This is a genomic window from Mycetocola sp. 2940 (assembly GCF_040548835.1).
Taxonomy (GTDB): Bacteria; Actinomycetota; Actinomycetes; order Actinomycetales; family Microbacteriaceae; genus Mycetocola_A.
Map to the genome: position 1 here is coordinate 375,300 of NZ_JBEPSK010000004.1, position 26,725 is coordinate 402,024.

A 26,725-nucleotide genomic window follows, 5' to 3' on the forward strand; every position below is an offset into this window, starting at 1 on the left:
TCAGACGTCGATTCGGTAGCCGCGCTTGACGACCGTGTTGATGAGCCCGGGCACGCCGAGGGACTGCCGAAGCCGACTCATCGACACCTCGAGTGCGTGTTCGTCGACGGTTCCCGGCAGGGCAGCGGCCAGTTCGGCGCGGGAGATCACGTCGCCGCCCGCCTTCATCAGCCGCCGGAAGAGAACCAGCGCCGACGGGGCGAGTTGCACGCGCCCGGTCGGGAGGTCGACGAGGCATCCACGCAGGGCGACAGGCCCCTGGCGGGTGTCCAGCCGGATCACCCCGTACTGCTCGAGGTGCTCGCAGACGAGCCGGATCAGCGCGCCCATGCGGTAGCGCTCGGGCATGATCGGGATGATGCCGTTGGCGAGAAGGGGCGCCGCGGTCACCGGTCCGACAGCGGCGGTGAACACGTCGCCGGTGAGAGCGGCGCGGAGGTCCTCGTCCTGCCCCAGCGCCTCCGCGGCGCTGAACAGGGCGTCGACGGCGGGGGCGCTCGTGAACGTCACCACATCGACCGCTCCGCCGATCACGGCGTCGATCAGTTTCTTCACCCGGTCGTCGCCGGAGTCCGGGTCGGCCCACCGGTACGGGGCAACGGTGAGCACCTCGGGATGCACGGCGCGCAGCCGGTCGAGTTGCCGCTCGTCGGTGTAGCCGTGCAACTGGACCGCAACGCGGAGCCCGGGCGGGAAGTCGGCGAGGACTTTCGTGACCAGGGAGGCTGTCGTCTCCTCCGCGCTCATGCCCACATCGTTCAACCCGGTGGCCCGGATCGCCCCGCGGGCCTTCGGGCCTCGCACGAGAATCGACGTTTCCGACAGGGCGTCGACGAGGTCGTGGCCGAGCCCCGCGGTGTCGGCAATCTCGAACCAGCGGCGGATGCCGTAGGAGGTCGTCGCGAGGAGCACGTCAGGTTGGGCGGCGATGATGGCGCGGGTATCCGCGATGAGCGGTTCGTCGTGTGCGGCGTGCGCGATGCGGAGCGTCGGCGCGTGAACGACCTGGGCCCCGCGTCGCTCGAACGCATCGATGAGGTCCTGTGAGCGCCGGTCGCTGGTGACTCCGATCCGGAATCCCTCGAGCTGGTCGGGGCGGAATCCGGGGACGTTGCCGCCGGGAGTGCTGTCTGTCATTCGAATGCCGCCATCCGGGTTGCGCGGTCCATGAGGTCCCCGGCGTCGAGATCGCCCTCGAAGGCCAGGTCGACGACGCGGCCGATGACGAGCACGGCCGGGGACCGGACTTCGACGGAGGCGGCGACGTGCACGATCGAACCGAGGTCGGCGAGAGTGGTGCGCTGGTTCGGGCTGAAGCCGCGTTCGATGATGGCCACCGGGGTGTCCGACGCGAGTCCCTCGCGCAGGAGACCCTGCGTGAGGGTGGGCAGAGTGCCGACACCCATCAGGACGACGATCGTGCCACCCAGCCCGGCCAGGTGGCGGTGCTCGGTGTCGGTGAGCGGGGCGTGTCCGCTGACCACCGTGAACATGTGACTCACTCCGCGGTGGGTGAGCGGGATGCCGACGGAGGCGGGAACGGCGACGGCGCTCGTGACGCCCGGGATGACTTTCACCTGGATGCCTTCGCGGTGGCAGGCGAGGACCTCTTCGCTGCCCCGGCCGAAGACGTAGGGGTCTCCGCCTTTGAGCCGAACCACGTTCGCGCCGGCGAGCGCGTGCCGGACGATCTCAGCCTCGATGCCTTTCTGGCCGATCGGATGGTGGCCCGGACGTTTGCCCACATCGATGAGCGTCGCGTTCGGAGCGAAGTCGGCGAGGTGCGCGTGGGGGGCGAGCCGGTCGTAGAGCACGACGTCGGCACGGCTCAGGGCGGCGACGGCAGCAGCCGTCAGCAGCGCCTCATCGCCTGGTCCTCCACCGACGAGCGTGACTGTCCCGGCATCCGTCATTTACGCCCCTTCCCTTACAGGAATGGTAGGCCCTGACAGGTACACGGCGTCGCCCCTCTCGATCTCCTCGGTTGTCGCCGGGCGCATCTGGCCGCGCTCGGAGACCCGTGCGACGCTGGTGTCGGTCGCCCCGGGCTCGTTCACGAACGAGCGGAATTTCTTCAGGCGCTCAGGGTCGGCGAGGGTGGCCGCCCACTCGTCCTCGTAGTTGTCGACGTGCTTGGCCATGGACGCCTCGAGCTCGGCGCCGAGCCCGAGCGAGTCCTCGACGACGACCTCGCGGACGTGGTCGATTCCCCCGTCGAGGTCTTCCATCCAGCGGGCGGTGCGCTGCAGCCGGTCCGCGGTGCGGATGTAGTACATGAGGTATCGGTCGATGTATTTGATCAGGGTCTCGTCGTCGATGTCGCCGACGAGGAGCTGCGCGTGCGTCGGCTGGAATCCGCCGTTCCCGCCGACGTAGAGGTTCCACCCTTTGTCGGTGGCGATGACGCCGACGTCCTTGCCTCGCGCCTCGGCACACTCGCGGGCACATCCGGACACCCCGATCTTGAACTTGTGCGGGGCGCGGAGGCCGCGGTACCGCAGTTCGATGGCCACGGCCATGCTCACCGCGTCCTGCACGCCGAACCGGCACCAGGTGGAGCCGACGCAGCTCTTGACGTTGCGGAGCGACTTGCCATAGGCCTGTCCCGACTCCATGCCTGCGTCGACGAGGACCTTCCAGATCTGGGGCAACTGGTCGAGCCGGGCACCGAACAGGTCGATCCGCTGCCCGCCGGTGATCTTCGTATACAGACCGAAGTCTGTGGCGACCTGCGCGATGACGGCGAGTTTCTGCGGGGTGATCTCGCCCCCCGGAATGCGGGGGACGACGGAGTAGGTGCCGTCCTTCTGCATGTTGGCCATGGCGCGGTCGTTCGTGTCCTGCAGCGTGCCGCGACCGGAGTCGAGGATGTGGCCGTCGTGCTGGCTGGCGAGGATGGACGCGACGGCCGGCTTGCAGACATCGCAGCCCCTGCCCTTGCCGAATCGTTCGAGGATGTCGTCGAACGAGGTCAGTTCGAGAACACGGACCGTCTCGAACAGCTCCTGCCGTGACAGCTCGAAGTGCTCGCACAGGGCGCGGGAGACGGCGATGCCCGACCGGGTCAGTTCCGTTTCGAGGATCTTCTTGACGAGGGGAACGCATGACCCGCACTGGGTGCCCGCCCGGGTGCAGCTTTTCAGCTCACCGAGGTCGGTGCAGGCGTCGGTGTGCGTGCCGTTGATCGCGTCGCGGACGGTGCCGACGCTGACGTTGTTGCACGCACAGACGAGGGCGGCGTCCGGCAGTTCGTCGCCGGCCGGTGCGTCCATCCCCGAGGCGGAGAGGTAGGCGGCGGGTTCGCTTGACAGCTCGGACCCGAGCATCGGGCGCAGCGCCGCATAAGGTGACGCGTCGCCGACGAAGATGCCCCCGAGCAGCGTCTTGGCGTCATCGGTCATCACGAGCTTCTGGTACAGACCGCGGGCCGGGTCGGCGTAGACGATCTCGAGGCACTGCTCGGTGGTGGCGAGGGCGTCGCCGAAGCTGGCCACGTCGACACCAGACAGCTTGAGCTTCGTGGCGTCGTCGACGGTGGTGAACTCGGCGGAGCCGCCGAGGAGCCGGTCGGCGACGACCTCGGCCATCGCGTTCGCCGGGGCGACCAGCCCCGTGCAGCGGCCTTCAAAACAAGCGACCTCGCCGATCGCCCACACGTTGTCGTGCGACGTGCGGCAGTCGGTTCCGATGACGATCCCGCCACGTTCGCCGAGCTCGAGAGTCGCGGCGGCGGCGAGTTCGTCGCGGGGGCGGATGCCGATGGCGAAGACGACGAGGTCGGCGGCGATCTGCTGCCCGCTCGAGAACTTCACGCCGGTGACCGTGCCGTCGTCCGACTGCAGGATGCTCCGCGGCCGGGTTCCGAGGTGCAGGCCGATGCCCTGCGCGGAGATAATGCGGCCGAGAGCACGACCGGCTCCCTCGTCGAGCTGGGCCGACATCAGCCATGACCCGGAGTGGACGACGCTGGCGTCCGCTCCGCGGCGGGACAGCCCGCCGGCGGCTTCGAGGCCGAGCAGTCCGCCACCGGCGACGAGGACGCGGGCGGGGCGGCCCAGGTCGACGGCGAGCCGGTCGACCTCGGCCGAGAGGTAGTCGACGTCGTCGATGGTGCGGTACACCTTCGCCTGCTCGTACCCGGGAATCTCGGGCACGGGCGCGGACGATCCGGTGGCGAAGACGAGGTCGTCGTACCGGAGGGTCTTGCCGCGTGATGTGGTGACGGTCTTCGCGACCGGGTCGACGGCATCCGCGCGCTCGTCGAGGAGCAGCGTGACGTGGTCGTTGTCCCACACATTCGGTTCAAGGGTCAGGTCGGCGTCGAGCTCGAGGCGCTTGCTCAGCGCGACTCGGTCGTACGGGAGGTAGGGCTCTTCGCAGACCACGGTGACGTGGAGCGTGCGCGCATCATCGCGGGCGTGCACGGCCTCGGCGAAGCGGTGGGCGGCGGGGCCGCCGCCGATCACGACGACCTCGCGGACGCCGTGCCGTGCCGGATCCTGGCTGATCTGCGTCATGGGAAGTACCTCCAAGTAACTGGTGTCCGGCGAGCGTATCCCGGCGCCGTTTCCGCACAATTTCCCCAATATGTCCACGACGCATCGGGCACCGCACAGTCCCGCGGGGAGGGTGAGAGGACGGATTCACACGACCGAAACATCCCAGCGGCCTCGATGAAACAGGGCGCGCATAGCGTCGCTGGTGACCGGAAAGGCTCGCACTGCTCCACGCAGGGACACGATGGGCCGGAACACGATGGGCAGGGTTCGCATGACCATAACGATGGACACGACCGCAACGGACACAGCGCGCCGGATGTCGGGGACCGAGTGGCAAAGCGTCTGTGCCGTCGACGACCTCGAACCGTCGTGGGGCGAAGTCGCCCTGCTTCGGGCGCAGCAGGTTGCGCTGTTCCTCCTGTCGAAAGATGAGGTGTACGCCGTGAGCCATCGGGATCCGCACACCCAGGCGCACGTGATGGCCCGCGGCATCGTCGGTTCCCGGGGGGAACGGGCGACGGTCGCATCCCCGCTGCACAAAGAGGTCTACGACCTGGCGACGGGAGAGTGCTTCAGCAACCCGGACCTCGTGCTGCAGACCTACCGCACCCGCATCGTCGGGGGAATGATCGAAGTGGAGCTGTCGGCGTGACGCTCTTCGCCGGAGCGTTCCGGACCCGGACCACGGCCGCGCTTGTCGCGATCTCGCACGGAACGAGTTCGCCCGCAGGCCAGGCGGCCGTCGCGGGCCTGGTCGACGCCGTCTCGGCAAGCCTGCCGTTCACGAGCGTCGAGGGCGGTTTCGTCGACGTGCAGCAACCCGATGTTCCGGCCACCCTTGACCGGCTCGCGGTCGACCAGCCCGCCGTCATCGTCCCGCTGCTTCTCTCCGCCGGATTCCATGTGCACGTCGACCTCGTGAACGAGGCCGCTGCGTCCGGCCGGGTCACGGCGATCACCCGGGCCCTCGGCCCTGACGACCGCCTCGTCCAGCTCCTCGCCCGCCGGCTCGGCGAAGCGGGTCTCACCGACTCCGACGCGGTCGTGCTCTGCGCCGCCGGATCCACCGACGCACGCGCGGTCGCCGACTGCAGGGAGACGGCGGACCGGCTGGCCCGCCTCCTCGACCGCCCGGTGAGCGTCGGCTTCATCTCCGCCGCAACTCCGCCGATCGAAACGGCCGTCACGGCGGCCCGGACGGCGCACCCCAGTGCTCGCGTCTTCGTCTCCACCTACCTCCTCGCGCCTGGGTACTTCGCGGACCTCGCCCACGCCACCTCAGCTGACGTGGCCACCGCCCCGTTGTTGACCGACGGCGGCGAGGCGCCGAACGAGCTCATCGAGATCGTGCGCGACCGGTACTTCGAGATGCTCGAAGGCAGCGATCAGTCCTGACCCGGCGCCATCCGCGGGTCTCAGGATGCGCACAAGCACCCGGGCGAACCTTCCGGTCGCGCGAAAGCACCTGAACGGCGGTTTTGAGAGCCGTTTGCGCGACTGGAGCGGTTGCTGAACCTCGTTCGCACCGAGGTGGGGGATTTCGCAGGCCCGGTGCCGCCAGCCGGTCTGGCGCGTCGGCATCCGCGGTGCCAGCGTTGCACAAGCCACCTGGGGGACCTTCCGGTCGCGCAAAAGCACCTGAGCGGTGGTCTTGAGAGCCGTTTGCGCGACTGGAGCGGTTGCTGAACCTCGCTCCGTTGTCTTGTCGACGGTGGTGACCTCGGTCTGATCCCCGCGCCTAGGATTTCTAGCATGCGCATTGACATCGTCACGATCTTTCCCGAGTTCTTCGACGTGCTCGATATCTCGCTGCTCGGCAAAGCCCGGCAAGCGGGCATCATCGATCTCGGTGTGCACAACCTGCGCGACGCGACCACCGACCGCCACCGCACCGTCGACGACACCCCGTACGGCGGCGGCGCAGGTATGGTCATGAAACCCGAGCCGTGGGGCGAGACCCTCGACGGCATCCTCGAGGCGAACGACGACGCGGATGCCGGTCCCCTCGTCATCTTCCCGTCACCGGCCGGCGACGTGTTCACGCAGGCGATGGCTCGCGAGCTGGCCACCGAGAAACACCTCGTCTTCGGCTGCGGGCGTTACGAAGGCATCGACCAGCGCGTGTTCGACCACACGGCCTCGCGAGCGCGGGTGCGCCTCGTCAGCCTCGGGGACTATGTGCTCAACGGGGGAGAGGTGGCGGTGATGGCGATGCTCGAAGCGATCGGCCGTCTGATCCCGGGTGTCGTCGGCAACCCCGACTCGCTCGTCGAGGAATCGCACGAAGACGGCCTGCTCGAAGCCCCGAGCTACACCAAGCCGTCGTCGTGGCGGGGGCTCGACGTGCCGCCGATCCTGCTCAGCGGAAACCACGGTGCGATCGCGGCGTGGCGTCGGGAGCAGCAACTGGAACGCACGCGACGGGTGCGCCCCGACCTGATCGACCGGGCCGACCAGAAGCGGGATTCTCCCAGCACGCGGTCGTAAGCTGGGGGCATGATTTTTCGTCGGGCGTTTCGCACCTGGATGCTGATAGCGGCTGTCGTGTTGCCGATCTGGCCGCTCGTCGGCTGGGGCCTCTTCGGTGGCGGGGGTTGGGAGTTCCTCGTCCTGATCGTCTCCATGCCGATCCTCTTCCTGACCATGGCCGCCGTCGCCGGTCTGATCTGGGCTCGCCCAACCGTGCGCAGTGAGAGGGCGGTCTCCTGGCTCGATGTGGGCGTGCTCACCCTGTGGCACGCCTGCATTGTCGGCTTCGGCCTGTTCGGCCCGGCCTCCAACGCGTTCGCCGTTGTCGGCGTGCTCGCCGGGCTGGCGGCGTTCTGGGTCGTGCTCTGGGAATTCTTCACGGATGCCACGAAGCGCGCGAGAGAGACCATGGCCGAGTTCGAGCGGATCGCCACACGGCCCACCACGGGACGGACCGCGCCGCTCGCCCGCGACGGCGAGGAGCTCATCGTGATCAAGGAAGTACAGATACCGCCCAAGGACTGACCGGGCGCTTTTGCGTGCGGCATACCGTTCGTGGCAGAATAGACGATTGTGCCGCGGCCAGACTCTGCCACAGGGGAGCCAGCGCCATTGCCTCGATCTTTCGGGGCGCCGGACACACACCATCATCCCTGAATTCGTAGTCGACCTGTGGCGGTTACAGAGAGCGAACTATCATGCACATCCTCGACAGTGTCGATGCAGCATCCCTCAAGTCAGACATCCCCGCATTCCGTGCCGGCGACACCGTCAAGGTGCACGTCAACATCGTTGAGGGCACCCGTTCTCGAGTCCAGATCTTCCAGGGCATCGTCATCGGCCGCCAGGGCGAGGGCGTCCGTGAGACGTTCGCCGTCCGCAAGGTCAGCTTCGGTGTCGGCGTGGAACGTAAATTCCCGGTGCACTCCCCGGTGATCGAGCAGATCGAGGTCATCACCCGCGGTGACGTGCGTCGCGCCAAGCTGTACTTCCTCCGCGAACTGCGCGGCAAGAAGGCGAAGATCAAGGAAAAGCGCGACAACTAAGTCGAGCAGATCCGTTCAAAGTGAACAGACCCCGAGCTCCCCACCCATAAACTGGTGGGGAGCTCGGGCGGTTAAATGACAGATACAACTTTGCCGGCGGATGACGTATCCGCTGGCGCACGACGGCGTTCCCGCCAGAAGGGGACGCTGCTTTTTCTTCGCGACATTCTTGTCATCTTCGTTGTAGCGCTGCTTGTCTCGTTCCTGGTGAAGACCTTCCTGGTCCGGTCGTTCTACATCCCGTCGGCATCAATGCAGCAGACGCTCCAGATCGACGACCGGATCCTCGTCAACGAACTCGTGCCCGACCTCGTCGGTCTTGAACGCGGCGACGTGATCGTCTTCCGCGATCCCGGTGGATGGCTCCCGCCGAGCCCGGAGCCCGACGTGCCACCGCTCACTGCGGCCGTCGACTGGTTGCTCTCCCTCGTCGGGTTGTCGGCCTCCGACAGCGACGACCACCTCATCAAACGGGTGGTCGGTCTGCCGGGCGACCGCGTGGTCTGCTGCAACGCGCTCGGCCAGATGACCGTCAACGACGTGCCGCTCGCCGAGTCGTACGTCACGCTCCCGGCCGGCAAGACGGACGTGTCCGACGATCCGTTCGACGTCGTCGTGCCCGAGAACTCGGTCTGGGTGATGGGCGACAACCGCTACAACTCGAGGGACTCACGATACAACCGCGACCAGCCGGGGAACGGCTTCGTCCCCGTCGACAACGTGGTCGGCCGTGCCTTCGTCATCAGCTGGCCGACGGCGCACTGGGGGTGGCTCGACAACCACCCCGAAGTCTTCGCAGGTGTCCCTGACGCGGAGGCCGCACAATGATGGCCGTGTCAGATCCCTCCGACCTCGTCGAGCGCGAGTTCTTCGAAAGCGGCGTCCGCTACGTGATCGGCTGTGACGAGGTCGGCCGTGGAGCGATCGCCGGCCCTGTCGCGGTCGGCATGGCCGTCGTCGCCGCGGACTGCGGCCCACACCCGGACGGGCTGCGGGACTCGAAGTTGCTGAGCGAGAAGCGCCGCGTCGATCTCGTTCCGCTCCTGCGCGACTGGGTGTTGTTCTCGGCAGTCGGCCTCGCCGACGCGCAGGAGGTCGATGAGCTCGGCATCATCCACTGCCTCGGGCTCGCCGGCAAACGGGCGCTCCGCCTGCTTCATTCCCAGGGAGCCGACATCGCCGCCAGCGTCATCCTGCTCGATGGAAACTCCGACTATCTCAACCCTGCCCTGGCGAGCCCGCTCGACGTACGGACGCAGGTCAAAGCGGACCGTGACTGTGTGTCCGTCGCCGCGGCATCCGTTCTCGCGAAAGTGCACAGGGACTCCATGATGATCGCATCGGATGCCGTGTCGCCGGGCTACGGCTGGAGCGGGAACAAGGGATACGGCAGCGAGGTCCACCTGGAAGCGATCAAGTCGCTCGGCGTCACCTCCCTGCACCGGAAAAGCTGGCTCGTCGCCTACGCGTAGGATGGATGCACCATGGAAGAAGACGAGTTCGAGGACTACGACCGCGAGGTCGAGCTTGCCCTGTATCGGGAGTATCGCGACGTCGTGTCGCAGTTCAAATATGTGATCGAAACCGAGCGGCGGTTCTACCTCGCCAACGGTGTCGACCTCGTCCGTCGCGACACCGAACACGACTTCTACTTCGAAATCACCATGAATGACGTCTGGGTCTGGGACGTCTACCGCTCCGACCGTTTCGTGAAGTCCGTCCGTGTGCTTACGTTCAAGGACGTCAACATCGAGGAACTCTCCACCCGCGACTTCGAGCTTCCGAAGGAACTTGCGCTCGACGAGTAACGCCGTTCAGTCGTGCTGCAGGGCGTAGCCGACCGCCTCGTCGACCGTCAGGTGTTCGCTGTCCCTGCGGACCTTCTCCAGGGCGTCCCGATCCTCTCCGACCAGGAGCGGGACAAGGTAGCGCTCGTGGAATGAGAACCGGTTTGCGCCGTACAGCCCGGTCTGTTTGCGCAGTTCGTCCGCCGCGTGGAGGAGCCGGCCGGCCCGCTTCAGCTGCCGTCCTGCCGCCGCGATGGCCGTGAGGCCCTCGAGCCCGTAGACGACGCCCTCGGCGTGGCCGATGTGAGCCGCTGTCTCCAGACTCTCCTCGAAGAGCATCCGGGAGTCGACGGTCTTCCCGTTCACGAACTGCGCCCAGCCGAGGTGCTGGAGCGCGACGGTCGTGCCGAGGTCGTCGTGTCCCCGGCGGGTGAGGGCGAGACTCTCCTCGAAGTGATCGATGGCGTCGGCGACGTCGTTCTTGATGAGCGCCAGTCGACCGAGCGTGACGAGCGCCATCGCTTCGCCCCAGCGGTACCCCGCGTTGCGCAGGAGTTCGACGCTCCGCTGGAGGGAGTGTTCGGCCCTGTCCGTGTCCGGATCCCGGTCGGCCACGACGGCGAGGGCCAGGAAGATGAGCGCGAATCCCTCACCGACCCGGTCCTCGATCCGGTGGAACAGGTCGACGCTCTCGCTGAGGCCCGGGATGACGCGATCGTTGGCCTCATGCCAGAGGGTGATCGACCGCGTGAAGTACAACGCGATCGCCCGGGTTCGCTCCGGGAGCGGCTGGTCGGCGGCGAGGACCTCATCCATCCAGGCCCGGACTTCGCCGAGCAGTCCGCCGACCCACCAGTAGATGAGCAGGCACCAGGTGAACTTCGCGGCGGTGTCCAGGTCCTTCGAGTCGAGCAGGAAGCGCGCCGCGGCACGCAGGTTGTCGCGGTCGTCGTTGAGGAGGGCGATGACCTCGCGCTGACGGGAGCCTTCGAGGTCGTCCTCGAGCGACTCGGCCAGCCCGAGGAAGTAGCGGGCGTGGGCCGCCCGGGTGGCGGCAAGACGGCCGGACGTCTCGAGTTGCTCGAGCGCGTACTCGCGGACGGTCGCGAGCATCGAATAGTACGGGCGGTTTCCCCGATCGAGTTCGCGCACGAGGCTGTTGTCCACGAGGGCACTGAGGCCGGCCATCGTGTCCGAACCCGGCTCGGCGACCTCACCGGCCACGAATTCGGCGGCCTCCAGCGAGAAGCCACCTGCGAAGACACCGAGTGTGGCGAGCAGCTGTTTCTCGTCGTCGCCGAGGAGCTGGGTGCTCCACTCGATGGTGCTCCGGAGGGCCTGCTGGCGCAGCGGGAGGTCCCGGGCTCCGCCGGAGAGAAGCGACAGGCGGCGGTCAAGCCGGGCGAGGATCGCCGCGGGAGGGAGCATCCGGATCCGAGCCGCAGCGAGTTCGAGGGCGAGGGGCACACCGTCCAGCGCGACGCAGATGGCGGAAATGGCGTCGACGTTGTCAGCGGTTGCCGCGAAATCCGGTTTGACCGCGCGGGCACGCTCGACGAAAAGAGCGACAGACGGCGAGCTCATCGCCGTTCGAGCGGTCAGCCCCCTGGACGTGTCCGGAAGCGCCAGCGGGCCGACTTCGATGGCGTGCTCGCCCGAGGCACGGATCAACGACCGGCTGGTGACGAGGAACTTTACGTTCGGCGCGACGGAGAGCAGGGAGACGAGCGTTGGGGCGGAATCGAGAACCTGCTCGAAATTGTCGACCACGATCAGCATGTGACGGTGACGGAGCGCCGTCTTGAGCTTGGTGAGGAGGGGCTCATCACCGGTGTCGAGGACCCCGAGGGCCTCGGCGATCGCGTTCTGGACGAGTACCGGATCCTGCACCGAGGAAAGATCGACGAAACTGATCTCGAGGTCCGGGTCGGCGGCACGAGCCTGGTTCGCCACTTCGAGGGCCAGACGCGTCTTGCCGATGCCGCCCGACCCGATCAGGCTGACGAGGCGCACCGAATCCCTTCGTAACAGCGTGTCCACCGCCTCGACCTCGGCTTCGCGGCCAATGAGTTCGGTCAGGGCGGCCGGAAGTGCCGCGGTGCGGTCGGGAAGGAGAATGGGGTTCGTCGTGGTGTCGACGGGAACGGGGCGGCTCTGGTCGAACCTTTCAGCGAGGAGGGTGGCGAGGTCGGCCTCGAGCAGCTTGCGCAGCTCCTGGGGTGTGGAGAAGGTCTTGAAAGCGGCCCGGTCGTCATCACGCACCCGATTGAGCAGCTCGACGAGCCGTTCCTCACGCCCTGGCGCGGGTTCACGGATGTAGATGAGCTTCGGGTGATCCGGCGCCAGGTTGTATTCGTCCTCCAGCCCGGAGACCGTTTCGCCAGGCGCCACCCAGCCGTACCGCTCCGCATAGATTCCCACGAACACGTCGCTCTGGCTGAGGTAGGCGCGATAGAGCTGGCGCGGCGGATGCGGGCGGGCGCCGAGTTCGAACATGACCGGGGCAAGGTGAAGTCGTTCGATCGCGAGGCGAGCGAACTTTCTCTCGAGGGCGAGCTCCTTCAGGGTGGAGCTGACGAAGACTCGCAACCGTTGGTCGGGTGTGCGGATTGCACCCGCAGGAGGCGTCATGTGCCAAATTCTGCCGAATCACGGCCCCGGGGTCTAGGCCTCAACTGAGTGACGCTCATTTTCGGTGCCTCGCAGCCGACTATCCTGCCCGAACATGCCAACCAGCGGTCCTCGATTCCGGCCGACGTCCGTGTCACGATGGTCGACATGTCCGAGAGCGTCCACCCGCCAGTGCAACGGGGGCCGGGACACCGGCTCCTCCGAATGACCGGTCGGGACCCACACGAGCCCCACCGCAGCGCTACCCCGCTCGAGCTTCTGTTCGATCTCACGTTCGTCGTCGCGATCGGCCAGGCGAGCTCCCAACTGGCCCATCTGCTGGCCGAGGGGCACGTGGCATCCGGGCTCACCGCCTTCGGGTTTTCCATGTTCGCCATCTGCTGGGCGTGGATCAACTTCTCGTGGTTCGCATCGGCGTACGACACCGACGACTGGTTCTACCGAATCACGACGATGGTGCAGATGATCGGTGTCCTCGTGCTCGCGCTCGGGCTGCCCGCCGTCTTCCACTCGGTCGATGAAGGGGAGCACCTCGACAACGGGATCGTCGTCGCCGGTTACGTCATCATGCGCATCGCCATGGTCGCCCAGTGGCTCCGGGCGGCGAAAGACGATCCGGCCCGGCGTCGCGTGGCGCTCAGCTACGCCGGATTCATCACGCTTGCTCAGATCGGATGGATCGCGCTGGCCTGGGCGGACCCGTCAATCGGCACCGTCTTCCTCGTCGCCCCGCTGCTCTACCTGATCGAACTCGGCGGCCCGGTGGTTTCCGAGGCTCGATACGGTGACACCGGCTGGCACCCCCACCACATTGCGGAGCGCTACGGGCTGCTCACCATCATCGCCCTCGGCGAGGGAGTGTTCGGCACGGTGGCGTCAGTCTCGGCGGTCGTCGAAAAGCAGGGCTGGAGCAGCGAGGCGATTCTCCTCGTCGTCGCAGGGATCGGGCTGACCTTCGGGCTGTGGTGGAACTACTTCGTGCTCCCGTCCGGGCCGATGCTCGCGCGCTACCGGCGGCGGAGCTGGGTGTGGGGCTACGGCCACATCGTCGTGTACGCCTCCATCGCCGCGACCGGCGCAGGCCTCCACGTCGCCGCTTACCTGATCGAGGGGGTCGCACAGATCGGGGTATTCGGGGCGGTCCTGGCGGTGGCGGTTCCCGTACTCGTTTTCTGTGCGTCCCTGTTCGTGTTGTACAGCCTGCTTGTGGGAGAGTTCGACACCTTTCACATCAGCCTCTTCGCCGGCACCGTGATCGTGCTCGCGGTGGCCGCAGTGCTCGCTGCCACCGGGGCGTCGCTCGGGCTCTGCCTGCTCGTCGTGACGGCTGCGCCCGCGGTCATCGTCATCGGCTACGAGGCACTCGGGTACCGGCACCAGGCAGCGGTTCTCGCGCGTGCCCTGGGGGAGAGGGTGCGGGAGTAGCCCCGGTCGACGTCATGCGGACGGATTGGCTGGCACGCCGTCACCGGCCGCAGCTTTCCGGCGTGTCGCCTCATCGGTCCGATCGGGCGGCGCAACCCACCACAAACCCACCCACCAGGAGGCGGGCCGGGATACGCGCGAGCAAGAAGGCCACGCGCGAACGGATGCTGGCGGCGCGCGTCGCGATGGCATCCGCGGCGTGGAGCAGGTGGCAGCAGGCCCCGCCGAGCACCCTCCCCATGCGGACGGATTGGCCGGCACGCCGTCACCGGCGGCAGCTTTCCGGCGTGTCGCCTCATCGGTCCGATCGGGCGGCGCAACCCACCACAAACCCACCCACCAGGAGGCGGGCCGGGATAGGTCCGGGCCGCGGCAATGGCCGACCGGGTTCGAACCGCGTCGTCCTTCCCCCGCGTCGGCGAATGGGTGGACGAATACCTGCTGGCGCCCGCCTGGAGGCGATCCTCTCCGCCGGACCGGGGGATGGGCGGAACGACCCGCCCGTCGCCGCGGAGAGTTGGGAGTAACCCTCCACAGGCAGCCCGTCGAGGCCCTCTTTCCACGGATCGGACGACGCTGTTCCGCCACGTTCAGCCCGTGCCGCACCATCGACTGGTGGAGGCGACGATGGCACGCAAGGACGAACTCGGGCGGAGGGGAGAGGACCTCGCTGCACGATTCCTCGAGGATGCCGGCTACCGGATCGTCGCGAGGAACTGGCGGTGCCGGCAGGGCGAGATCGACATCATCGCCCGCAACACCGACACGCTGGTCTTCGTCGAGGTGAAGACCCGTTCAACTCTCGCGTTCGGGCATCCGTTCGAGGCGATCACGACGACGAAACTCGCGCGCCTGCGCGCCCTCGCCGCGCTCTGGTGCGCCGAACACCGACCCCATGCGACACGGATCCGTCTCGACGCCATCGCGGTGATCACCTCTCGGAGCGGGCCGCCGGCGATCGAACATCTCCAGGGCGTGTTCTGATGGCGGTCGGCCGTACGTGGTCGGTGGCTCTTCTCGGGCTCGAGGGGTCCCTGATCGAGGTCGAGGCAGACATCTCGTCGCAATTGCCGAAGTTCGTGATCATCGGCCTGGCCGACAAATCGCTGGGCGAAGCCGAGGGGAGGGTACGGCAAGCGGCCACGAACTCCGGATGCCGTCTCTCCGGGCAGCGGATCACCGTGAACCTTTCTCCCGCGAGCCTGCCCAAGAACGGCTCCGGATTCGACCTCGCCATCGCGCTCTCCTGCCTCGCCGCCGACGACGTCATTCCGAACGAGTCGATCGACCGGGTCGTCCACATCGGGGAACTCGGCCTCGACGGACGACTCCGTCCGACGCCGGGAATCCTGCCCGCCGTCCTCGCCGCCATGCGCGCGGGCCGTGGCACGGTCATGGTGCCGACGGGGAACAAGGACGAAGCGAGACTGGTGCCGGGTATTCGTGTCGTCGGCGTCGCGTCGCTGCGGGAAGCAGCGATCTGGCACGGCGCGGAACTGGCACCGATACCGGTCGAGCCGATTCTGCAGCCGGAGGCCGGCGGACCGGAGGAGCCCGACCTTGAGCTCTCGGATGTCGTCGGGCAGGATGATGCCGTGCGGGCTCTGCTCGTCGCGGCGGCCGGGGGACATCACCTGATGATGCTCGGACCCCCGGGAGCGGGCAAGACGATGCTCGCCGCGCGTCTCCCGGGCATCCTCCCCGACCTCACCGTTCCTGAGGCCCTCGACGTCACCTCGATCCGGTCCCTCAGCGGCACGAGCATCGGCAGGACGCTCGCGTTCCGGCCACCGTTCGAGAACCCCCATCACACGGCGACAGCCGCGGCGATCCTCGGCGGGGGCAGCCGGACAATTCGTCCGGGCGCGGCGGCGCGTGCCGCCCACGGCGTGCTGTTCCTCGATGAGGCGCCGGAGTTCCAGGCGAACGTGCTCGACGCGCTCCGACAGCCGCTCGAATCGGGACGGATCAGTATTCACCGGGCCAACGGGGTCGCCCACTTTCCGGGGCGTTTCCAGCTCGTCCTCGCGGCCAATCCCTGCCCCTGCGGGCAGTACGGTGCGAAAGAGAACACCTGTGTGTGCCCGCCGAACGCCATCCGTCGCTATCTCGGCCGCGTCTCCGGTCCGCTGATGGACAGAATCGACATCCAGCTCCGGGTGCGACGGATCACCTCGGCAGAACTTGCGGTGTCGAGCGACGGCAGCCGGCTGACGAGCGCCGACGCCAGGCACACCGTCGCTTCTGCGCGGCAGCGCGCGGCCGAACGGCTCGCGGGAACCCCGTGGACGACCAACGGGCAGGTACCCGGTCCGTGGCTGCGGAGCGGGTACCGGATGCTGTCGCGCAGCGTCACGGCACCGCTCGACCGTGCGCTCGAACGAGGAGCGATCACCATGCGCGGCTACGACCGCGTGCTCCGGGTCGCCTGGACCCTCTGCGACCTGGATGGCACCGATCGACCCGACCCGACGCAGATCGGCCGGGCACTGTTCCTGAGGAAAGGGATCTGAGATGACAACCTTCGGGCTCGACGACGCTGACGTGCGGCGGAGCATCGCTCTGGTGGAACCGCCGGGCTCGCCGGGGGACCACGCGGAGCGCTTCGCGCGCGCCACCTGGAGCGGCATCGTTGAGCCGGGTGACGGCATGGCGGGGGTCCTCGTGTCGGCGGTCGGCGCATCCGCGGCGTTGACCATGCTGGTCGAGAACTGGAGCATCGACCGGATACTGGCGGAAGCCGCCGGAATCGCGGACATCACGGATCGCCAGGAGCTCGCCAGGCAGCTCAAGGAGGCCACCGCCCGGTGGCGGCCCCGGGTCGGATCGAGGACGACACTCCAGCAGTTGAAGCTTGCAGCCATGTGCCGTGCGACGCTCCTCACGCCGGTGGATCCGGACTGGCCGCAGCGGCTCGATGACCTCGGGCCACACGCGCCCCTCGCCCTCTGGCTGCGCGGACGCACCGAGGCGCTGAGCTCAACCCCGCACTCGATCGCCCTGGTCGGTGCTCGGGCAGCCACCGGGTACGGTGAGCACGTGGCGATGGAGGCCGGAAGCGGCCTTGTCTCTCGAGGGTTCACGATCGTTTCTGGCGCTGCATACGGGATCGATGGGATGGCCCACCGGGCTGCCCTCGCGTCACAGGGCACGACCGTCGCATTTCTCGCCGGGGGCGTGGACCGGCCTTATCCGACCGGCCACTCCGTCCTGATCGGGCGGATCATCGAGACCGGTGCCGTGATCTCCGAAGTTCCCTGCGGCGGGCAACCGTCAAAGTGGCGCTTTCTCCAGAGGAACAGGCTGATCGCAGCGGCAAGCGATGCCACAGTCGTGCTTGAAGCCGGCTGGCGCTCGGGGTCACTCAATACCGCCGGGCACGCCGCCGCCCTCGGACGGCCCCTCGGCGCAGTGCCGGGGCCGATCACGAGTGCGGCATCCGCCGGATGCCATCGATTGATCCGCGAATATGACGCCGTCTGTGTCACGAGCGTCGATGAGATGGCTGAACTGGCCGGCGTCGCTGCGGTCGGCCCTGATTCCTGGCCAGCGAAGCGCACCCCGGAGGAGGTCCGGGTACTCGACGCACTCAGTGTGCGGTCACCGCGCGCGGCTGCCGATGTGGCCACGCGCTCCGGGCTGCCGGTCGACACAGTGCATTCCGTCCTCGCGCTTCTCGAGCTCGATGCGTTCGTCGCGGAGAAGCCCGGGGGATGGGTGTACGTTCCGCAGCGTCCGTGACGCTCGTCGGCGACGGCCCCGCCCGTGCCGCTGGCCGCGGGCGCGTCTGACGCGTCAGCAGCACTCTCCCCAACCCGCCCCGACTCACCTCACGGAATGTACGAGTCTCGCCAGTTCGGGAGCCGGAGCTATTCCCAACTCGCTTTCCAGCAGGCGGGAATATGCCGTGTAAGTGTGGCGCGCTTGCGCGAAGTTCCCTTCGGAGAGGTGAATGAGTATGAGCGTTCTCTGAGCGCTCTCCCGTAACGGGTCGATCTCCGTGGCCGTCATTGCGGCCTCGATCGCCTCGCCGAAGCGGCCTTCCTGAGCGAGCCGTTCGCTGAGGATCTCGAGAGCGTGCAACAGCTTTTGCCGGATCCGCTCTCGCTCGAAAATGATCCAATCGTCGTACCACCCCGGCAGAAGTTCGATTGCGGCCGGGTGGAAATGACGGATGGATATGTCATCGTGATCGGCGCTGCCGTCAACGAGACGGCCCGCCCACGCGTCGATGGTGAACACGTCGATCGACGTGCCTACCCGGACCGAGAGCGTATGTCTCTCAGCGTCGAGGATGTGGATGCCTGATGATCTGAGACGCCACAGAGCGGTTCGCAGATTGCCGGCCGCCCGGTCCTCGGTCACCGATGGCCAGAGAGTGCCAGCGACCTTGCGCCGGCTTACGGCCTGGCCGTTGCGCAACGCGACGAAAACCAGGAGTCTTTCACTTCCCTCCGGCACAAGGAACCGGCGGCCATTGTCCACGACATAGGGGCCGTCAAGAAGACACAGGTGGGCGGTCCCTTCGATGCTCGGCAACGAGTCGGTTCTCGCCTGTGAATGAGTCATACCGTCCTCCCTGTCGTTGGGCTGAGCCGTTCTCCCGCGGCCATCACTGGATGTCGGCGGGATCGCACAGAGGTGTGCGGTTCCCGACGGCGGGGCGGCAAACGTGTCGGCGGCTCAGACGCGAACCGCAGGTGCGCCCGTTCTTCGATGTCGACCGCGACCTGGAATGATTCCCCGGTAGTCAGAAAGGGGGACGGTGACGTGCGCACACGCTGGTACCCCGGCGTGTACGTGTACGTGTACGTGTACGTGCACGTGCACGAGTTCGCGCATTGGACTGATACCAACTGCGGCCACGACCTTCACCCTTCACCTTGCGCACATTCCTGTGCACCGCGACTTCGGGTCGGCCCGGCACTTCAATCATTCAGCGTTCTCTCGGCTTCTAGGCTCGCCTGAACCCGGGACAGTGCGCAACCCAGTCACGGACCCCCCGTTCGAGTGTCACCGGGCTCAGTGACGGCTCAGTAACGGCTCAGTAACGCCTCGGTAACGGCCCAGTAACGCCATAGGGATCAGAGTTTCTCCAGTGCCTGCACTGAGACGTCGTCAGCGTAGTCGCACCTCCATATTCGCAACACCGCCATTGGGAGAACACCATGTCGACTACACAAGATCGCCAGAAGCAGCTGCAGTCCCTCGTCCGCCAGCTTCGCTCAGAATCCGAGAAGGAGAATGAGAGCGCAAAGGCCGACCTTGCGCAGGCTGAGGAGCAGGGCACGCCACGCGCCGAGGCCGCCCACGACCAGCTCATCAAGCTTGGCCTCAGTGAAGCCGACCTCACGCAAGACAAAGAACGCGCTGCCGAACAGCAGAGCAACATCGAAGAGATCAGCAGCCAACTGAGCAAGGACGCGCCGTCGAGAGACTTCGATCCCTCCCGGGTCGACCTGACCGCAGGCTCCGTCCCTGAGGGCGTCCAGGTTCTCACCCCGGCATTCAGTTCGGTGTTGAGCACTCCGCTTCACCAGACGCAAGCCCTGGCCGACGCGCCCGCCTCGGACTGGTACTACAACAACGTGGAGCACAATCCGTGGGCGTGGGCACAGGGCGCCGGTTCTGGAATCGCAGGTACCGGAGTTGGCCAGACCACCGTCGAGGTGGACTTCTGGTACTACTTCATCCCCCGGGACGCGCGTTTCTACGGCATCAACCCGTACACGACCTACCGCGGTTTCTACATTGTGAAGTCGGATGACAGTTGGTATGACTCCCACTACGCCCGAGCGGTGGTCTCCAGCCACGTCAACGTCTATCAGTACAACTGGAAAGGCTGGAACAGCGTCAACGAGCTCGACGTCGGCAACGACAACATCAACGTGAACCAGCGCTTCGACACGACGCGTAACCACTACTACTCTGCGCTGCTCGGGGCCAACGACGGGGCCTGGATTCTCAACCGCGTGCAGCTGTGGGTCTATGCGCGTGGCGGCTCCGCATACTCGAAACTCGATTTCGGCACCGGGTCGGGCAACTACATCACCGCGCCGTACGTCTACGTCTCTTGAGGTGAATCCGATGACTGAGCAACCGAAGGTCTGCATCGACAAGCAACTTCCCCTTGACCTGATCTTCGAGGCCTCGCGCCGCGCAATCGAGGAGACGCCAGAGAACCTCCCGGTGGTTCCCAGTTACTCTCCGATGCCCGGCGTCTACGGGCGCGAACCCCTCGAGATCGCCATCCTCACCGGAAAGAAGTGGCAGAACGGCAAGAAGATCACGGTGAAGTTCCTCGGAGGGTCCTCGACCTTGCAGACCAAGGTCAAGAATCTCGCCAAGCAGTGGGAGACCCACGCCAACCTCACACTCGACTTCGGCAATCACCCTTCGCCCGATATCCGCATCGCCTTCACCCCCGGCGGATCGTGGTCGTACCTGGGCACCGACGCCCTCGTGATCCCACAGGGCGAGGCGACGATGAACTATGGGTGGCTCACGGATTCCAGCTCCGACGACGAAGTCAGCCGTGTCGTCCTGCACGAGTTCGGCCATGCATTGTCGGCGATCCATGAACACCAGAGCCCCGCGGCGAACATCCCGTGGGACAAACCGGCCGTCTATGCCTACTACGGCGGACCACCCAACAACTGGTCCCAGGCGGACATCGATCGCAACATCTTCACGAAGTACTCGACGACGATCACCAACAGTTCTGCCTTCGACGCTGAATCGATCATGTTGTACGCGATCCCGAACGCCTTGACAATCGGGGATTATGAAGTGGGGTGGAACCGCGTTCTCTCGCCAATCGACAAGAGCTTCATCGGGACCATTTATCCTCGGACCACACCAAGCGCCATCGAGCTGGCGATAACACCGCCATACACGAAGGCAGCAATCGGTGCGCACGGCGAACAGGACCTCTTCACATTCGTTGTGGCCGACGCGGGAAAGTACCAGGTGGAAACACTTGGCCCCACCGACGTCGCGATGTCGCTCCTGGGCCCCGACAACCAGACCACCGTCGTGGGGGAGGACGACGACGGAGGCGCGGACCGCAACGCGAGAATAACGGCCCAGCTCTCGCCCGGCCGCTACTACACGCGAGTGCGGCATTACAGTCCGACCGGCACCGGTGACTACGAGATCGTCGTGCGCCGGATCGCGGATTGATCGAGATAGCGGGTTGAGTCAGATCGAGGATTGAGTTAGAACGAGGATTGAATGTGGGCAGCGGCCCACGAGGGCTCTGTTTTCTGTCGAGGAGGAAGGTCCCAGCCGTGAGCAGTCAACTCGACCCACGTGGTTTCGTCCAAATGGAAGGGGGCGAGAAAGCCCCATATTTCATCGTCCCCTTCGATGAACACGGAACCTGCGTCGGGCCGCGCGCCCAGGCCGAACTCGTTGCGCAATCGGCGAACGCCACGGATGTCTATCTCTTCTCCCACGGGTGGAACAACGACTGGTCTGGTGCGATGTCGCTTTACCGACGTTTCGTGGATGAATTCCTCGAGATGCGCAAGAAGTATTGGCCGGAGCCGGATCGGCCATACAAACCCCTTCTCGCCGGCATCTTCTGGCCCAGCATGGTCCTCGTGGACGAATCGGATGCACCGCCCAGGATCGCGGGCGGAGACGGCGGCCCAGTCGGGATCGACACCGAACTCATTTCCGAGGTTCTTGCGCTGTCAGCCAACCTGCCCGAGGGGGACCGGGAACGGTTCTATGAGTTATTGAACCAACCCTCCGTGAATCAAGACGAGACCCGTGAGATTGCGAGAATCATCTACCCATGGGTCGGTGCTGTCGATACCGATCTCTCGGAATCCGAGGAGGAGCCGGACCGACTCGCCGAGAGCTGGTTGCAGGACGACGACATCGAGGCGACGACGCGCGTTGGAGGCTACGTGGGGCAGGAGTCCGACGAAGCCAGACCTCAGGCGGCCGGCGGGTTTCTCGGCCTCGATCCAGGAAGGCTCCTGAGCAGTGTGAACCCGCGCAATATCGTCCGATCACTCAGCGTTCTCATGATGAAGGACCGCGCTGGGAGGGTGGGGGCTAACGGCGTTGCGTCACTCCTCTCGAGTCTTGCCCGCGGACCGACGAACGCGGCAGCTGTGAACGCCGGGCCCCGGATCCATCTGGTCGGTCATTCCTATGGCTGCAAGGTGGTGCTTTCTGCCCTCTGTGCTCCGGACGACGAGCACGCAGTCGTGGTCGACTCCGTTCTCCTGCTGCAGCCGGCCGTATCGTGCTATTGCTTCGCCGAGGAGAACGGGGTCCCAGGGGTGAGGCATCCGGGCGGCTACCTTAAGGCGCTCGAGCGCAGCCGTCTTCCCATCGTCTGCACGTTCAGCAACAGGGACATCCCTCTCTCGCGTCTGTTCCACATCGCCGCTCGTCGACAGTCTGACCTGGGAGAGGTCAAGATCGCCGGGGCGCCTCCGAGCCGATACGCGGCGTTGGGTGGCTACGGGCCACAAGGCGTGGCGGCCTCCGAGACCATCAACGCAACCAGCGCTCCACAGCCATACGAGGCCTTCTCGAGGAAAGATGTGAAGGTCCTCGGCGTGAAGTCCCATGACCTCATCAGAAACCATGGCGACGTCAGCTCCTCGACCACGGCCTGGATGCTACTCGAGCAGGTAAGAAGGTCACAATGACGGATGTCGTTCGGTCTGAGAACGATCTTCCGACTCTCCGCATTCACATGAGCTCTCTGGCTGATGACGAGTCGGGTCGACCTGTACCGGTGGCCGTCTTCGAGGTCGTTCGCGGGAAAGGGGAGGCGCGGAAGGTGGCGTCCGTTCCAGCGCGCTCGCTCGGGCTCCCAGACTGGATGAAAGCCTCGGACACCCTGCCCGAATCACGGCTTCGCATACCATCCGACCTTGCTCACTCGATCTGTGAGGCACTCACGCACATCGATAGGGACGACCCCTGTTTCTGGCTCGAGTTGCCGTCGCCCCGGGGCTATCTTCACCTTTTCCCCTGGGAGCGATTCCTGTCTCCGACGCTCGGCCGGCCACTGGTGCGGCTCCCGTACTTCAAGTTGCGGCCTGAAGCCCCCGGTACCGCGCTTCATGTCGTGCTCGCCGCCGGCGGCGCGAGTCGGCGGCTCCCGGTTTCCGCCGTGGTGAAGACTCTGGCGGAGACGTGGCTGAGTTCCGCAAAGTGGACGGTGACGATGGACGTCTTCGTCGAAGCAGAGGCGACACAAGAAACACGGCGACTTCTGAGCTCATTGCAAGGCATCACCGTGCACGACCCGCCGAGCCCTGAACCGAGTCCCGAATACCGGATCGACCCGTCGGCTGCAGCGGGTCGAAGCAGATGGTTCACCTGGATCGGTGAACAACTCGCAGGTCGCTCCGTCGACGTCGTCCACGTTGCGAGTGACGGCATCTTCCTTGCCGGGCGCGGAGCCCTCGCGGTGCCGAGCTTCGAGCCGTCGTCTCCGGGTACTTCCCGTTCGGATGCAATTTCTGCGACGGAAGTGTGCCGGGCACTGGACCGGCGAGGTGCCTTTTCCTTCATCGCAACGTCGTGGCCGGAGAACCCGTCGCCCGCTGCGATGCGTGACCTGTCGGACATCGTCGCGCAGTCGCGTCCGGGCGTCGTAGCGTTCCAGGAGCTCGACAGAGACCTTGAGGCCACTGAACTTCTTGCTGCGCAGAGAATGCTGTTCGAAGGCGAGCCCCCGGGTACGTCGCTGCCGGGCGCCATCTGCTGGAGCCACCCCGCGTTCGTGCTCTTTCCCGAGCCGCCCCAGCTCTCGAATTCAGATGCGACGACGACGCTGCTTTCGGAGCTCACACAGTCGGTGTTGGCCAGTGCAGAAACCCCAGCCTGGGTTGCCGCCGGCGCACGGGCGCTCGAGGGCCTGCATGCGCGCGCTCTCGGCCCTGATGGGCTCAATATGGATCCTGATGTTGCGGTTGCGCTCAATGCGGTAGCGAAAACGTTCAACGACACAGTGGACAGCCTGATCTCTGACAGCGAGGAGGTGAGACGTGACGGACGATGAACGCGTGGTGCTCAAGCTTCAATCCGACAGCACGATCATCGATGGAACCCCGGTGGTTCGCTTGCTCATCAGCGAACCCAATGAAGATGAGGGGATGTGGCCCTTCGAATGCACCGAAACGGACGCGGAGTTCTCAGCCCTAGCCGACGGGGTCGGGGCCGAGCCTGTCGCGTCGGCCGGCAGACGGCTGCTTGCCGCGATCACAGCGAATCCAGGACCAGCGGGAGTGCTGACAAACGCATTCGGCATAGCAGCGGACCTCGGCTCATACCGCCCGATCTACATTGATCTCGGTGGTGCGCTCACCTGTCAGGAATTGCCCTGGGAAGCTTTGTGTCGGGAGGACGGAGGCTTCCTGGCATTGGAGCATTGGCCTGTTGGCCGAATGCTCAATAGTCGTGCGAGTCCCGTGAAAGTGCGGACGTTCCAACCGCCTCTCAGGATAACCGCGGTGCTTTCCTGCCTTGGCGTCTCAGCGCGCGAGGAGTGGCAAGCTCTCAAGACGGCAGTCGACAATTCTCCGCTGGACATCGACATGCTTCTCCTGCTATCAGAAGCGCCACTGGTCAACGAAATACGGAAGCTCGCATTGCCATGGGTGAACGTAGACCTGATTCCCAGCGAGCGTGTCAATCTCGCGGCCAGGATCTCAGACCACGCACCCCATGTCCTCCACTTCTTCTGCCACGGCGACACGGTGGGCAGTCCCCACCTGAACGTGGCAACCGCCGTGGATTGGCTTAATAAGAACGGGCCGAGTACCCACTGGATGACGGCCAGGACGATCAGGGGACTTGTTCAGCCTCCGGCCGAACCGCCATGGGCCATCGTGCTCAATGCCTGCTCAAGCGCCGACAGCGGACACTTCTCCGGGGCTCAATCCCTGGCTGCCGACCTCGTGAAAGAACATGGCATCCAGGCCGTCGTGGGAATGATTGAGCCGGTGCTGAGTGGCGACGCCGCCCAATTCACCAGCAACTTCTATTCCTCGCTCTTCAGGACCGTGCATTCACTGTTCTTCGCTGTGGACGAAGGAATCGCGGCTGGCGGCAATGCCGCGCGCATTCTGGACTGGGCAACGTTGACTGTTGCGCCCCGGACCGTTTTGAGTCAGGAGCCACCGGATGAAGACTTCGCCGCCGCTGCTCGCAGAAAGCAATGGATTCGGCCCACCCTGACCGTTCGTCGCGACCCCTTCCGGCTGGAAGTCGCTGCCCCGATGCCGGTGACCACACGCCTGCAGGACGAGATGGCCAGCACGATGAACGATGTGCTCTCCGGCATCGTACCGGGCCCGCCCGGCCCTGACTCGCCGAACTAAGTCAGCACCTGGAAAGGACGCCGTGGTGAACCTCCTGCCTGAACCAGTCGATGACCTCACGACCATTGACGCCCCTGAACTCGACGAAGCGCAGATCATCAAAACAAACGCGTGGACGGGGGACCATGTGGCTGAATCGCCATTCGGTCCCGGGTATCCCGGTTGGGCGGGGACCCAACCGAAATGGCCCACCGGTGGCAAGATGTTCCCCCCGCCGCCCGCATCACCCGCGGACTGGGAAGACGCGCGCGTGGGGTGGGGTCTCGTGTTGCCGGACCGGGCCGGATGGTCTCCGGAACAACTTGCCAGAGCAGAAGATGCTCGCCCGTCCGTCCGAGAACTTCTCGCCAGCAGGCCCGGGTCCAAGGTGCTCAGGTACATCCACGACGAGAAATTCTCGAAGTGGGTGCTGCGTGACTATGCGAACGGCGGCGACCGCCCGATCGACACGTCCCCGCCCGGCACAGGACCCGATGGGATTCCTGCCTACCTCCTGATCATCGGGTCTCCGCAGGAGATCCCCTGGGACGTGCAGTTCCAGCTGGGTTTGGTGCGACGGGTCGGGCGGTTGGATCTCACAGACGACGGACTCGACAATTACGTCCATGCGCTTATGACCGGATGGAAGGACAGCGAGGGCCGATACGAGAATCCACTTGTGTGGTCGGTCGTCCACAGCGCGGACGACATCACCGCACTCATGCGCGACGCCGTTGGGGCGCCGTTGTACGAAGCCTTCAGCGCGGATGCTGACCTCGCCGGTGCGGCTTTCGTCGACGGGCGCACCGTGCCGGCCACAGCGAAAGCCCTTCGAGAACACCTCGCGAGGTTGAAACCGTTGATCATCGTGACGACCAGTCACGGACAGATCGGCCCTCCCGGCAATCCCGATCTCATGCGACGGCAATTGGGGGCGATCGTCGACGCGGAGTTCACCCCCGAAGGTCCTGAGGAGCTTCTCTCCGTCTGGAAGCCCGATGGCGCAATCTGGCTGGCACAGGCTTGTTGCTCAGCGGGTTCGCAGTCGCCCAGCATGTTCCGTGACCTCTTCGAACCGACATCTGCTGTCGGTTCGGTGCTCGAATCTGCGGCATCGGTGGGACCGGTGGTTTCCCCGCTTCCGCGCGCCCTCCTTGGCGCGGCACGACCGCTGCGTGCATTCATCGGGCACGTTGAGCCGACCTTCGACTGGACCATGACCTTCCCGCCGACGCGCCAGCAGTTGACGCACTGGGCCCGCGAAACGATGTACTCCGGCGCGTATGGAGGGATACCGATCGGCCTTGCCTTGGAATCGGCCGGCCTGTACGAACCGGTGGGTCCCTTGCTTCTCCGGCAGGCGACGGCTTTGAAGGACTACGCGAGCGAAACCGACGAGCTGCGAGCAAAGCGGACTCTCGACCTGGCCTTGTACGGAAAGGTCACCGCTTTCGATCGGGCGGCGACGGTGCTGCTCGGCGATCCGACCGTGTCGATCCCGCTGCCGAACAGGAGTTGACTGCCAGACGCCC

Annotated in this window: 23 protein-coding genes; 18 read left to right on the forward strand and 5 right to left on the reverse strand. The window is 65.9% G+C overall.

Annotated features, from left to right (window positions below; translation table 11 throughout):
• The 3 genes from ABIE24_RS08745 to nirB are packed head-to-tail and all read right to left on the reverse strand — an operon-like array spanning position 1 to position 4,517.
• Positions 1 to 1,137 (reverse strand): uroporphyrinogen-III synthase, encoded by a 1,137-nt coding sequence (locus ABIE24_RS08745; protein ID WP_354498770.1) that lies wholly within the window; start codon positions 1,135 to 1,137, stop codon positions 1 to 3.
• On the reverse strand, positions 1,134 to 1,913 hold the full coding sequence (gene cobA / locus ABIE24_RS08750; protein ID WP_502916257.1) for a uroporphyrinogen-III C-methyltransferase: 780 nt from the start codon (positions 1,911 to 1,913) through the stop codon (positions 1,134 to 1,136). Before cobA ends, ABIE24_RS08745 begins: the two co-directional genes overlap by 4 nt.
• A complete protein-coding gene (gene nirB / locus ABIE24_RS08755) occupies positions 1,914 to 4,517 on the reverse strand; it encodes a nitrite reductase large subunit NirB (protein WP_354498772.1) in 2,604 nt (867 codons plus the stop codon).
• A gap of 253 nt (positions 4,518 to 4,770) precedes the next feature.
• Here nirB and nirD point away from each other — a divergent pair, with 253 nt between their 5' ends.
• The 8 genes from nirD to ABIE24_RS08795 all read left to right on the forward strand — a co-directional run bounded on the left by nirD (position 4,771) and on the right by ABIE24_RS08795 (position 9,822).
• Positions 4,771 to 5,151: a nitrite reductase small subunit NirD gene (gene nirD, locus ABIE24_RS08760; protein WP_354498774.1), complete on the forward strand. Its 381-nt coding sequence runs from the start codon at positions 4,771 to 4,773 to the stop codon at positions 5,149 to 5,151.
• Entirely contained in the window at positions 5,148 to 5,894 is a 747-nt protein-coding gene (locus ABIE24_RS08765; RefSeq protein WP_354498776.1) for a sirohydrochlorin chelatase, read from the forward strand. Before nirD ends, ABIE24_RS08765 begins: the two co-directional genes overlap by 4 nt.
• A 357-nt stretch (positions 5,895 to 6,251) precedes the next feature.
• Entirely contained in the window at positions 6,252 to 6,986 is a 735-nt protein-coding gene (gene trmD / locus ABIE24_RS08770; RefSeq protein ID WP_354498778.1) for a tRNA (guanosine(37)-N1)-methyltransferase TrmD, read from the forward strand.
• A 9-nt stretch (positions 6,987 to 6,995) separates the two neighbouring features.
• A complete protein-coding gene (locus tag ABIE24_RS08775) occupies positions 6,996 to 7,493 on the forward strand; it encodes a hypothetical protein (RefSeq protein ID WP_354498779.1) in 498 nt (165 codons plus the stop codon).
• 173 nt (positions 7,494 to 7,666) lie between these two features.
• Positions 7,667 to 8,014 carry a 50S ribosomal protein L19 gene (rplS, locus tag ABIE24_RS08780; RefSeq protein ID WP_121672620.1) on the forward strand — a complete coding sequence of 116 codons (348 nt, stop codon included), beginning with the start codon at positions 7,667 to 7,669 and terminating at the stop codon, positions 8,012 to 8,014.
• Between the two features lie 75 nt (positions 8,015 to 8,089).
• Complete coding sequence (gene lepB / locus ABIE24_RS08785) at positions 8,090 to 8,842, forward strand: signal peptidase I (RefSeq protein ID WP_354498781.1); 753 nt, start codon at positions 8,090 to 8,092, stop codon at positions 8,840 to 8,842.
• Positions 8,842 to 9,486 carry a ribonuclease HII gene (gene rnhB, locus ABIE24_RS08790; protein ID WP_354498879.1) on the forward strand — a complete coding sequence of 215 codons (645 nt, stop codon included), beginning with the start codon at positions 8,842 to 8,844 and terminating at the stop codon, positions 9,484 to 9,486. The genes lepB and rnhB overlap by 1 nt, the downstream gene beginning before the upstream one ends.
• A 12-nt stretch (positions 9,487 to 9,498) precedes the next feature.
• Complete coding sequence (locus tag ABIE24_RS08795; protein WP_090709364.1) at positions 9,499 to 9,822, forward strand: DUF2469 domain-containing protein; 324 nt, start codon at positions 9,499 to 9,501, stop codon at positions 9,820 to 9,822.
• A 6-nt stretch (positions 9,823 to 9,828) separates the two neighbouring features.
• On the opposite strand, the gene ABIE24_RS08800 is transcribed toward ABIE24_RS08795, so the two are convergent.
• Entirely contained in the window at positions 9,829 to 12,432 is a 2,604-nt protein-coding gene (locus tag ABIE24_RS08800) for an ATP-binding protein (RefSeq protein WP_354498783.1), read from the reverse strand.
• Between the two features lie 204 nt (positions 12,433 to 12,636).
• Here ABIE24_RS08800 and ABIE24_RS08805 point away from each other — a divergent pair, with 204 nt between their 5' ends.
• From ABIE24_RS08805 to dprA, 4 genes are all read left to right on the forward strand, one after another.
• Complete coding sequence (locus ABIE24_RS08805; RefSeq protein WP_354498785.1) at positions 12,637 to 13,857, forward strand: low temperature requirement protein A; 1,221 nt, start codon at positions 12,637 to 12,639, stop codon at positions 13,855 to 13,857.
• Positions 13,858 to 14,484: 627 nt separating this feature from the next.
• Complete coding sequence (locus ABIE24_RS08810; protein ID WP_354498787.1) at positions 14,485 to 14,841, forward strand: YraN family protein; 357 nt, start codon at positions 14,485 to 14,487, stop codon at positions 14,839 to 14,841.
• Complete coding sequence (locus tag ABIE24_RS08815) at positions 14,841 to 16,370, forward strand: YifB family Mg chelatase-like AAA ATPase (protein WP_354498789.1); 1,530 nt, start codon at positions 14,841 to 14,843, stop codon at positions 16,368 to 16,370. Before ABIE24_RS08810 ends, ABIE24_RS08815 begins: the two co-directional genes overlap by 1 nt.
• Before the next feature lies 1 nt (position 16,371).
• Positions 16,372 to 17,598, forward strand: coding sequence for a DNA-processing protein DprA (gene dprA / locus ABIE24_RS08820; RefSeq protein WP_354498791.1), 1,227 nt, complete (start codon positions 16,372 to 16,374; stop codon positions 17,596 to 17,598).
• 84 nt (positions 17,599 to 17,682) lie between these two features.
• On the opposite strand, the gene ABIE24_RS08825 is transcribed toward dprA, so the two are convergent.
• The gene (locus ABIE24_RS08825; protein WP_354498792.1) at positions 17,683 to 18,426 is read right to left on the reverse strand and encodes an AfsR/SARP family transcriptional regulator; all 744 of its coding nucleotides are present in this window, start codon (positions 18,424 to 18,426) and stop codon (positions 17,683 to 17,685) included.
• A gap of 599 nt (positions 18,427 to 19,025) precedes the next feature.
• Here ABIE24_RS08825 and ABIE24_RS08830 point away from each other — a divergent pair.
• From ABIE24_RS08830 to ABIE24_RS08855, 6 genes are all read left to right on the forward strand, one after another.
• On the forward strand, positions 19,026 to 19,934 hold the full coding sequence (locus tag ABIE24_RS08830; protein ID WP_354498794.1) for a hypothetical protein: 909 nt from the start codon (positions 19,026 to 19,028) through the stop codon (positions 19,932 to 19,934).
• Positions 19,935 to 19,944: 10 nt separating this feature from the next.
• Entirely contained in the window at positions 19,945 to 21,039 is a 1,095-nt protein-coding gene (locus tag ABIE24_RS08835) for a pre-peptidase C-terminal domain-containing protein (RefSeq protein WP_354498796.1), read from the forward strand.
• Positions 21,040 to 21,092: 53 nt separating this feature from the next.
• Positions 21,093 to 22,529 carry a hypothetical protein gene (locus ABIE24_RS08840; RefSeq protein WP_354498798.1) on the forward strand — a complete coding sequence of 479 codons (1,437 nt, stop codon included), beginning with the start codon at positions 21,093 to 21,095 and terminating at the stop codon, positions 22,527 to 22,529.
• Between the two features lie 470 nt (positions 22,530 to 22,999).
• On the forward strand, positions 23,000 to 23,893 hold the full coding sequence (locus ABIE24_RS08845; protein WP_354498800.1) for a hypothetical protein: 894 nt from the start codon (positions 23,000 to 23,002) through the stop codon (positions 23,891 to 23,893).
• A complete protein-coding gene (locus ABIE24_RS08850) occupies positions 23,880 to 25,214 on the forward strand; it encodes a CHAT domain-containing protein (protein WP_354498802.1) in 1,335 nt (444 codons plus the stop codon). Before ABIE24_RS08845 ends, ABIE24_RS08850 begins: the two co-directional genes overlap by 14 nt.
• Positions 25,215 to 25,581: 367 nt before the next feature.
• The gene (locus tag ABIE24_RS08855) at positions 25,582 to 26,712 is read left to right on the forward strand and encodes a hypothetical protein (RefSeq protein ID WP_354498804.1); all 1,131 of its coding nucleotides are present in this window, start codon (positions 25,582 to 25,584) and stop codon (positions 26,710 to 26,712) included.
• The last annotated feature ends 13 nt before the right edge of the window (positions 26,713 to 26,725 follow it).